Here is a 9,917-nt window from a genome sequence, read left to right as displayed (position 1 = left end):
CCGAGTTCGTTTCGTCTCATTATTCACGGGTTTGTTCCCAATTATGTCCGTCCGGACAGCCAGCAAACGGCTTAGAGAGGTATCAAGTGAGCCTGCACAAGGAAATCAGCTTCGAGGACGAGATTTGCCAGCACCTGGATGCCCATGGTTGGTTGTATGCCGACAAAGATGCCGCGAATTACGACCCTTCGTTGGCGTTGTTTCCGGATGACGTGATCGCATGGGTGCGTGAGACGCAACCCGATGCCTGGAAGGTGCTGACTAAGAATCATGGCGATGCGGCGGCGGCGACTCTGCTGAAACGATTGCGAGTGTCGCTGGACCGCAGTGGCACGCTAAACGTGCTGCGGAGCGGGTTCGATGTCTTGGGCGTCAGCAGCAAAGTGAAAATGTCACAGTTCAAACCCGCGATGGGAATGAACCCCGATATCACCAAACGGTACGATGCCAACCGCCTACGGGTCGTTCGCCAAGTGCATTACTCGGTGCACAACGAACTGAACATCGACTTGGTGCTGTTCCTCAATGGCATCCCGGTCGCGACCGCCGAACTCAAAACCGACTTCACACAGAGCGTCGAGGACGCGGTAGACCAATATCGGTTCGATCGACTCCCCAGCCCAAAAGGGCAACCGCACGAGCCGCTATTGACGTTCCCCAGTGGCGCCCTGGTTCACTTTGCGATTAGCAGCAGCCGAGTGAAAATGACGACCAAGTTGGCTGGCGCCAAAACCGACTTCCTGCCCTTTGATCTTGGCGATGATGAATCGGCCGGCAATCCACCCAATCCCAATGGACACAAAACAGCGTACTTGTGGGAAAACGTTTGGCAGCGAGACAGCTGGCTCGACATCCTTGGCCGATACTTGATTGCGGAGCAGGACAACAAAAAGCAAATCAAGTCCGTCGTCTTTCCTCGCTATCACCAACTCGATGTGACACGCAAGTTGCTCGACACGGTACTCAGCGAAGGGCCAGGGAAGAAGTACCTGATTCAGCATTCCGCCGGTAGTGGTAAGACGAAGTCGATCGCCTGGACGGCACACTTCCTGAGCGATTTGCATGATGGCAGCGACAGCAAGGTGTTTGATTCGGTGATTGTCGTTTCGGATCGCAACGTGATCGATGGTCAGCTGAGTGAAGCAATCGAAGGGATGCAGCGGAACAAGGGCGTCGTCGCTACGATTAAAGGAAAGGGAGGAAGCAAGAGTGCCGAGTTGGCTGCGGCACTTTCAGGGGACAAGAAGATTGTGGTATGTACGATTCAGACGTTCCCCTTCGCCCTGAAGACGGTTCGTGACTTGGCTGCGACCGAGGGCAAGCGGTTTGCAGTCATCGCGGATGAAGCCCACAGCTCGCAAACGGGGACCGCTGCGGCGAAATTGAAAGCGGTGCTGTCGGCCGAAGAGTTAAAAGAACTCGAAGACGGTGGCGAGATCAGCAGTGAGGACTTGTTGGCGGCTCAGATGGCGGGGCGAGCGAATGAGTCGGGGATTACGTACATCGCGTTCACTGCGACTCCCAAGGCGACCACGCTAACTAATTTTGGACGTCGACCGGATCCCACCAAGCCCGCTGGTGAAGGCAACTTGCCCGAACCCTTCCATTTGTATTCGATGCAGCAGGCAATCGAAGAGGGGTTCATCCTGGATGTGCTGCAAAACTACACGACCTACAAATTGGCGTTCAAGCTGGCGAGTCGAGGCAGTGATCCAACGCAACAAGTCGAGCATAGCGAAGCGATGAAGGGGGTGATGCGATGGGTGCGACTGCATCCCTACAACATCGCTCAGAAGGTGCAGGTTGTAGTCGAGCATTACCGCGAGATGGTGATCCTCCGCCACCGATAACATGCCGCCGGTTCCAGCGGTCGGATCGTAGAGGGAACGGACAATGCCGGGCTTGGTCAGCGCGTCGTCGTCTTCGATGAACAGCAGGTTGACCATCAGCCGGATGACTTCGCGCGGCGTAAAGTGTTCCCCGGCAGTTTCGTTGGAGAGTTCAGCAAACTTACGAATCAGTTCCTCAAAGACGTGCCCCATCTGCTCATTGCTGACGATCTCCGGATGAAGGTCGATGTTGGCGAACTTCTCGGTGACCATGTACAGCAAATTGGCTTTGCCCAGACGGTCAACCTGGGCGTGAAAGTCGAAGCACTCGAAGATATCGCGGACGGCGGGAGAGAACGCCTGGATGTACGAGTACATGTTCTCGGCGATGTTGTCCTGATCGCCCATCAGCTTTTTGATGTCTAGCGGCGACGTGTTGTAGAACAGGCACTTCGACTTTTTCAGCAGAAAGGGCTCCGGGTTCAAACCGGCTGCTTCCCGTTTCTCCTTCTCCTTCAGCACGGCGTCCTTGTTGGGCTCCAGCACGCAGTCTAAGCGGCGTAATACCGTAAAGGGCAGAATGACCTTGCCGTATTCCGATTGCTTGTAGTCGCCTCGTAGCAGGTCTGCCACGGACCAGATAAACGATGACAGGTTCGGTTGATTCATCCAGGGCGATCCATTGCGAGCGATTCAAGTCGCCAACGTTACGAGTCAAAGTTGCGAGACAATTCCGTCCACGGCCAAACGCCGGGGCAGCATATTAGCATCTTCTCATAGCCCATGCAGTCGGCTGCCCCCCGAATGACACGTCGCAACCCATGTTAGCTGAGAAAACGCGGTTGACTCGCGATTCATGCGTCGTTCTCCGCAACAAACAGAGAATTATCCCAAGCCAGACCGTCAAGGCGAACGTGCACACCGAACTGTTCACTGTCCGAGGCGTGAGCCCCCTGAACCAGCAGGCCTCACCTGCAAAAAGAGGGGTAGCAACGGCAATTCGTGCTACAAAGGCAGACGTCGCATTTCAAGAATTGACGATGCAACCGTCGGAGAATCAATGTTTGAATTCAGTGAGGCACCTCATAACTGAACGCCGCGTGTTTGCAAGGAATGGATCGAGCCTTTTATAATCTCCCGAAACCAAACCTTAATTACTAAAGGACCAATTAGAAAACCGAATCGCTGTAACAATGGCTCGCCGCTGTCGTGCCGTTCGATATGCTCGCTGATTACTTACCGCAGCCATCGAACGAAAGAAGATCTGCGAGTAGAAGGCGAGAAGTTGTCGAGAACGAATTTATGTCAGCTCAGTGGTATTACCAACTTATGGGCGAAGAGCTTGGCCCATTTACGTCAAAACAACTGAAGGAAAAAGCTGCGGCGGGAGAGGTTGCCCCGGATTCGCTGATTCGAAAAGGCCCTGACGGTGATTGGATCACGGCAATTCGCGTCAAACGTCTGTTTGACGCTCCGAAGCAAAGCTCAACGTCTCCACCTCCGGTCTCGCAGCAACCAAACTCGCCAGTGATTCACGGGGGAGAGGGCTCAACCAGTGTTCCGGACGCCCCCGCCGAAGCTCAAAGATCGTCGAAACGGGCCAACAAGATAAGGTTGGCTGCGGTCGTCTGTATGATCGCCCTTGGGTTGACGCTCGTAGCAGGATTCGGCCTTTCCATTGCTGGATCTGCTTCTCCGGATGCAAAAAAACTGTTGGGCGACATGACTCTTGGCGAGTGGGTTGAGATGTCAGGCGATAGCCAGCAGACTTTTGCCTCGAACTACCTTGAGAAGCTCCAGGCCAATGGGCTTTTGTCAGATGAATGGACGACGAAAATTGGCAGTCCCAACGGAAAGCAGCGGGCTGAATTTCGCCTGCAGAATTATTTTATGATCTATCCGGTGATGGTATTCACCGATCCAGACATCGCGTCCAATGACGCTGGTGAGATTCCCCTAGCTGATGTAATGATCCCCGCGCTGCAAGCCGAGGGAGTCCTAAAGTCGACGTCCAACATTCCAAAAGCGAAGAACGAGATTGAATCCGTTGGCGTCCCACCCATTGAGTTCGATGGCGTCACCTGGGAATTCTTCACTGATGCCCCACAGAGGAGCTCCGTTTGGCGACGGTCCATGGAAACGCGTGAATACCGCTGTGGCGATCGTCCAGGCATGCGTTTGCTTGAACAATACTTAAGCGTTAATTCTACCGAAACAAATTTCCAACGACGTCTGCAAATGGAAGTGCTTGTCAACGATCACTGGCGCCGTCATGGACGCTGCGAAGAATGGATGCAAAATGACGCCTACGGGAAACGCGAAGTAAGCGAATTCAAGAACGGCAAACATCATGGAGCAACGACAATTTGGTATGCGAACGGACAGAAGAGAATCGATGAGTCATTTGTCGACGGAGTTCGCCAAGGGCGTTCCCGTGGCTGGTACCGCAACGGGTCCCCTTGGTACGACGTAACCTACCTGAATGGGAAAGAAATGCCTGGCGGTCGTTCGTGGAGAAAAGATGGGACACCAAACTAGCGTTGGTTGTCCGGCTCAATGGCTCAACCATCGCCGGGTCATTCGGCAAAGCCCCAAGTTATAATCGCGGAGGCGTTCTCTGCTTGGGAATGCCAACCAGTCCGATTTCGCGACAACGCTAGGTGATGGTTACGTGCTGCAACTCTTCAGTGGATCGAAGAGCCACCAGACAAAATTGAGCGGGGGTCTGGAACAAACAAGGACATCGGCACCGCGTAGCTTCCGCCTCTCAGCCGCGTGTGTCCGACACCGTCTCTGACGTGTTATCAATGGCGAAAACTCGCCACCCCATCCTCGATAGTGAACAGACTACTGCACGGAAACGTCCCCCGCGGGGGACGAATTTGTACACTGTTCCGTACAGTGTCGAGGCGAGATAGGCGTGGGTGGGGCTGACAAGTAGCAAAGTGGTACACACAAAAACAATCAGATGGCATGTGAGCGAGTGAACGGGATGGCATGAACCAAACTGGCGAGACATTCAGTCCCAAAGTTTCAGGTACCCGGTATAACACGAGGGGGAGCCCGCCGAGCATTTTCCCCCTGGGGGGACGAATTTGCACACCAGTCCGTACACCATCCGGGGCGGGGTAGGTTGTGAAGTGCTACACGCCGGATAACCAAGTACCCGATTGCCAGAAGACCGGGGTCGCGGGTCAAAAGAGCGAGTTGAAGAATGACGCGGCTGTCCGGTTGAGGCTGCTACCGAAACGGTCTTGCACCTGCGACTCATTCTGCCTCCGCCAGTCCGCAACCTACATTCGATAACTCGTCGATTTCTACGGTCACGCCATCAGTTGAAAAGCAGTCCAGATCACAAGACACATGCTTCCGAGACCGAAGCACAGAAACTGAGCCACCGAAAAAACCACCAGCCGAATACCGCCACCATTGTAAGTTCCCATCATCAAAACGTCGCTACCGTCAGGTGGCGGCAATCTTTGTGCAATTCCTGGTAGAGCGAAAAGAATAAAGGATGCAGCAAATAGTGAGAGCAAAAAGCAGCAACTAGCCGCAATAACCAAACCGGGCTGCACCACGTCGCTACTTGTCACCTTGCCTGAGACCGTCATGTACCCGATCAGGGTAATAACGGCAGCCTGTGTCGAAGCAAGCCACTTCGACCAATCGGCGAGCAGTTTTATCGCTTCCAGATCATTCTTGTTCATCTTGATGTAACCTACTTCGACGAACCATCTGCGATAAGCGGGCGGCGGCAAAAGCGTCGACCATTGCTAGAACGGCGACCACCCAACGCTCCGTTGCAACGAACGTTTATCCGCCAGCGAATGCACGGGGGTTTACATCCAACTGACGTCCATTTCCACGAATCCCACCACCGTAGACGCATGCTGCATAGTCGTTTAGTGAAAGCAGATACCCAAACCGTGGGCGTAAAAACGCCTTACCAAAGAAACGTGCGAGTCGCCGACTAGCAATAAAAGAAACCACAGCAAATGCAAAAGTGAATAGCGAAAACATCAGAATTGAAGACGTAAACACTATCTGCTCTAGCATCAGCATGTGCATTCGGAATCGGATTGACCCAAGTTTTTCCTGTACCTCAGGTGAAACTTCTGCGTATGCGTTCTTGACCCTACTCTCAAAGCAGTCGCCGCGTTTGCCTTTCCGAGCTGCACCGCGAGTCGAAAGAACCAAGCAGACCATGTCGACAAACCCAAGCTTGTGACCGAAACGAATGGTTCCGTTCAACATGGCTCGAGTCAATTTGTAAGCATCGTCAGTGAACGAGATCTCTTCGTTTTTCGCAAGATCGAATAATTCGTCGCGAAGCGCGAAGAGATGCTGCCGAAAATAGTCCAGTCGGTAATCGCGATACAACCAGAAGAAAAGGATCCAGAGCATAAGTAGCCAAAACCAGCCATTTGGGTTCATCTAAATGTCCTCCGGGTTTGTTTCACCGCGCGGCGTTAGTCCGCTTGAAGTCCGGCTTCCGTCTTCATTTTCCTCAAGCTCTCTAATTCGCAATTGGAGCCGCTCAACAGTCTCTTGCCGAAGCGACTTCTGTCGAGCCCCATACACTGCTCCGCCACCACCAAACAGTATAGCAAATACATCGCTCAGTTCGAGTTGTCCAACTAGTCCAATCCCGATATCTGCGGTCGTTGTCTGCCCGCTTAGTGAGTCGATCGCCTTGAACAAGAAGTAAGCGATCACACCACAGCCCGTCCAGCGAATTGCGTTATTAATTACGCTCGCGACATTCCCAGCTCGACGCTGTTGTCGCAGAATACGGAGTTCTGTTTCAAGCTCAGCCTTGGAAGGATTTTTCTTAACCATGCAAGTAGCGTACCAAACAATGACATGCGAGAAAACGGGTGGGGGGCTAAGCAGCAGCCCAAGTCGGGCAATTACCCGGTTTATTAGGGACAATCAAAAGAGCAACCACTGCCCAAACGCATGTTCTATTCTTTTTGTGTCCACCATTGTTCTCCGGTTCTTTTTGCCAATCAATCATCACCGAGGACGTCGGCACCTTGCATTCGCTATTGAGTTGGGAGAATGGGTAGTATTGCTGAAAAACTTGGGAGCGATACACGCAGAATAACCAAGTACCCGATCGGCAGAGGACCGGGGTCCCGGGTCAAAAAACCTGGACGATGGATGTGTATATAGATTCTCCTAAGTCGTCGACCTTCTCCGACTGCAATGTAGCGTCGTCGTCACGGTCAGGGCAACACTTTTCGGCAGATCAAGTCGTTGATTTCAAAAGCTCGATATGAACTCGACAACAAATGGCTGCAGCTGCAAGTCCAAGATCGGGATAAATCTACGGATGAGGGAAAGTTTGCTGCATTAGCACATCGTTTGGAAGATGTTTCAGCGAACCTTGGCGACAGCTATACTGTGTCAGTAGAACGAGAACGCGCCGGTGATTCAGATCGTCGTGACCTCTACCGCGGCTTGCTGCAGCAAGCGTTGCTTCAGTACGCCGAGACCGTACTGGCCTTGGATGAGATGGCGTCTGTAATGGCAAGGGTGAGAGGATTTGAACCGGATTTCGATAGCCCGATGGCAAGACCTGAACTAGGAATTAGCCACACGGTTAAGACACCAGATGCCAACCGAGTTACAACCTTTGGTGCAGACGTTTCGATGTTAAAGCAGAAAAATGACTCGACGAATCAAAGCCTATCATTATTAAACCTGGAACTGTCTGGAAAAGCGGAAAAGGGACACTGGCAGATAAAGCGAGGTAGGTTGATTGGCTCGGGGGCTCCGCATGAAGCGGTCTTGTCACTCGGAAACGTTGCTTTTGAAAAATATGATCTAGTAGTTGATTTCGTATTACTTCAAAGGGATAGCCAGCGATTTGCCGATCTAATATTTAGTTTGCCCGTTGTCCAACGCCCCGTTTGCCTCCGAAATACGAAGAAAAACGAAACCATTATTGGATTTTGGGGAAACACAGGACTTGGAGATCCAACGACATCTAGAACCTTTTCCACGTCTGTGCCGATGCAGGTGACGCATAGATTAGTCATACGTGTGAGGGGCGAAAGCAATGTCGAACTCATGTTCAACGACAAACTAGTGAAATCATTGACCGCCCTGCCGAACGTGAAAAAGAGTCAAGATGGAAGCAATGAGTTAAAGGTCATCCTGTCGCCTGCGGCCAAAGTGATATTTGACAAGATTGATGTGGTGAATCAATCGCAGTAGCAGTGCTTGGACAACCTTCGGACGTTCTTCTCAAAGACGCGATGAAGTGGCAACTTGAGCCTCTGTTTGAGCAAGCGAGTCGGGCTTGAACCATTTCTATCACCCAATTACACCGGTGCGGTTGCGACTGCAAATCTCAAACCGTATTGATGATCTGAAACACAAGTCATTCCATGTGGTCTGATCCACATTGGAAAGCAGGATACCGGTGGCGGAGACGAAGAGGGCAGATCGCAGTGATGCCCTCAGTTCACGCCCCAACTTGAGAAAGAACGTGATCACAGGAGGACTTGATGGGCAATATTCCATCGTCTTTAGCATGCACTTAGGACTTTACTTCGCTGCATAGCCTGAGGCACTGCCGCTATCATTTCCAGCTACTCCCGAGCCATATCCTTTCACTGCTGCGAGTCGCTCGCTGCAGCCTCTTAACACTGTGGTGCACGGTTCTCCCGCACTCGTTTCCGGCCCAGAGTCAAGGAACTCGCGATAGGCGTCGGATATCCAACCGCCGCCTCAGAAAGCGGACGCCATACACAGGCTAACCTTATGGCAGCAGCAAAGACTGTTCCAGCAATAGGCTCGACTCCAGGCTTAGTCCGTTTGCAATCATCCCCAGCGACCACTCGCGACACGCAAGCCTTTTTTTTCGTACAAAGACAGATATGACTACAACGATCCACCAGTAGAAAATGAAAAGAGCTGCAAGGTTTTGTCGACTCTAGAAGATGAGCTTTTGTTTCGTGAACTTATTCGATGCGCATCGCTTGAGCTTCCAATGCAGCAACCACTAGGACGGAAGAAGCGGCGAGAGAAATAGAAGGGCTAGAATAATGCAGTGGCGACCTGCCCTGAATGCCTATGCGATATATTGGCGAGAAAACTAAACCGGCATCTTCGGTGGACTTACAACATTGAGCCTCTGCCGAATGACGATAATTTACCACAAAAAATTTGCGAGACAAATTTGATGAGCAACGAAGTCGAAACGAAGGAATCCGGAAACCGCGCTTTCGGTAAGAACAATGCGAAGACCGTCAAAGACGATTACTTCGGGCAGGCAAACGCTGTGCATTCAATGACAGCTGGAGCGAACGACGTCGTGATGTCCTTCGACCTGCGCAACGCTCTGAAGTTTCAACACGCTTTGGAGATCGGAGCGAACCAGCTGAACCGCTACAACAAAGCGGCAGGAGAACAACGGGTGATCGAGCTGTGCTTCTTCTTAAACGAAGAAAACAAGTCGACAGCTACACACGTCACGGCGACAGAGTACAAGAAAACCGATTTAATGTTCAAAAAACGTGAGAAGTCGTTGAACCTCTTTCTCGATTACAACGATGTTCTCTTGACTCTGCATCGACTCCGTCAATCTATTACACCGATGACTCCGGAGTCGTCACTTGATGTTATCCTTAACGTTTACAATGAGATCCCGACGTTAAACTTCAACTACCACCAGATCGACCCGCACTTCACCGGACAAACGTAGTAGAGCTACCGCCGTTTCCTATAATGAGCACAGCTGTTCGACCCCGTTGGGGTCGGCGGTGTGGGGCGGTATCGCGAACCCAGGGTGCGCTACGCGACCCTGGGCTTTGTTGTTGAACACCTTCGGCGTTGGTATATGTACGACGCGTTGTTCTGGGGTTCGTTGTAAGACACCGTCGGCGTTGATGTAAGCATCCAACGGACATTGATTGACCGCAACGCGGTCCAACAACATAGCCCGAGGTCGCGAAGCGCAACCTCGGGAACGGTGATAACAACAACAACCGACCCCCAACGGGGTTCAATAATGCAGACGGTTGTTCGACCCCGTTGGGGGCGGCGACGCGGGGTGGCATCGCGAACCCAGGGTGCGCT

Annotated in this window: 7 protein-coding genes and 1 pseudogene; 4 read left to right on the top strand and 4 right to left on the bottom strand. The window is 52.2% G+C overall.

Translation table 11 applies throughout. The features are described 5' to 3' along the window. The first annotated feature begins 86 nt into the window (after nt 1-86). Entirely contained in the window at nt 87-1,850 is a 1,764-nt protein-coding gene (locus RMSM_RS07060) for a type I restriction endonuclease (RefSeq protein ID WP_008693498.1), read from the top strand. A 39-nt stretch (nt 1,851-1,889) separates the two neighbouring features. On the opposite strand, the pseudogene RMSM_RS38190 reads toward RMSM_RS07060, so the two are convergent. Then, nucleotides 1,890-2,498: pseudogene (locus tag RMSM_RS38190) on the bottom strand (type I restriction-modification system subunit M N-terminal domain-containing protein); the annotation flags it as partial. A 633-nt stretch (nt 2,499-3,131) separates the two neighbouring features. On the opposite strand from RMSM_RS38190, the gene RMSM_RS07045 reads away from it, so the two are divergent. After that, entirely contained in the window at nt 3,132-4,367 is a 1,236-nt protein-coding gene (locus RMSM_RS07045; RefSeq protein WP_160168250.1) for a GYF domain-containing protein, read from the top strand. 785 nt (nt 4,368-5,152) lie between these two features. Here the strand turns inward: RMSM_RS07045 and RMSM_RS07040 are convergent. The 3 genes from RMSM_RS07040 to RMSM_RS07030 all read right to left on the bottom strand — a co-directional run bounded on the left by RMSM_RS07040 (nt 5,153) and on the right by RMSM_RS07030 (nt 6,668). After that, nucleotides 5,153-5,536 carry a hypothetical protein gene (locus RMSM_RS07040; RefSeq protein WP_040764550.1) on the bottom strand — a complete coding sequence of 128 codons (384 nt, stop codon included), beginning with the start codon at nt 5,534-5,536 and terminating at the stop codon, nt 5,153-5,155. 106 nt (nt 5,537-5,642) lie between these two features. Then, entirely contained in the window at nt 5,643-6,263 is a 621-nt protein-coding gene (locus RMSM_RS36510) for a hypothetical protein (RefSeq protein WP_052031536.1), read from the bottom strand. Then, nucleotides 6,264-6,668: a hypothetical protein gene (locus RMSM_RS07030; RefSeq protein ID WP_144057448.1), complete on the bottom strand. Its 405-nt coding sequence runs from the start codon at nt 6,666-6,668 to the stop codon at nt 6,264-6,266. A gap of 420 nt (nt 6,669-7,088) precedes the next feature. Between RMSM_RS07030 and RMSM_RS07025 the strand changes: the two genes are divergently transcribed. After that, nucleotides 7,089-8,051: a hypothetical protein gene (locus RMSM_RS07025; protein ID WP_008693489.1), complete on the top strand. Its 963-nt coding sequence runs from the start codon at nt 7,089-7,091 to the stop codon at nt 8,049-8,051. 970 nt (nt 8,052-9,021) lie between these two features. Continuing rightward, nucleotides 9,022-9,543 (top strand): hypothetical protein, encoded by a 522-nt coding sequence (locus tag RMSM_RS07020; RefSeq protein WP_008693487.1) that lies wholly within the window; start codon nt 9,022-9,024, stop codon nt 9,541-9,543. Nucleotides 9,544-9,917: the final 374 nt, after the last annotated feature.

Source organism: Rhodopirellula maiorica SM1 (assembly GCF_000346295.1).
Taxonomy (GTDB): domain Bacteria; phylum Planctomycetota; class Planctomycetia; order Pirellulales; family Pirellulaceae; genus Novipirellula; species Novipirellula maiorica.
Note: the sequence above shows the minus strand (reverse complement) of the source record. Positions and strands in the feature narration are given on the sequence as shown.

Excerpts from the sequence above, each read along its gene's own strand:
- RMSM_RS07040 (WP_040764550.1), bottom strand. The coding sequence starts at position 5,536 with ATGAACAAGAATGATCTGGAAGCGATAAAACTGCTCGCCGATTGGTCG.
- RMSM_RS36510 (WP_052031536.1), bottom strand. The coding sequence starts at position 6,263 with ATGAACCCAAATGGCTGGTTTTGGCTACTTATGCTCTGGATCCTTTTC.
- RMSM_RS07020 (WP_008693487.1), top strand. The coding sequence starts at position 9,022 with ATGAGCAACGAAGTCGAAACGAAGGAATCCGGAAACCGCGCTTTCGGT.
- RMSM_RS07030 (WP_144057448.1), bottom strand. The coding sequence starts at position 6,668 with ATGGTTAAGAAAAATCCTTCCAAGGCTGAGCTTGAAACAGAACTCCGT.
- RMSM_RS07045 (WP_160168250.1), top strand. The coding sequence starts at position 3,132 with ATGTCAGCTCAGTGGTATTACCAACTTATGGGCGAAGAGCTTGGCCCA.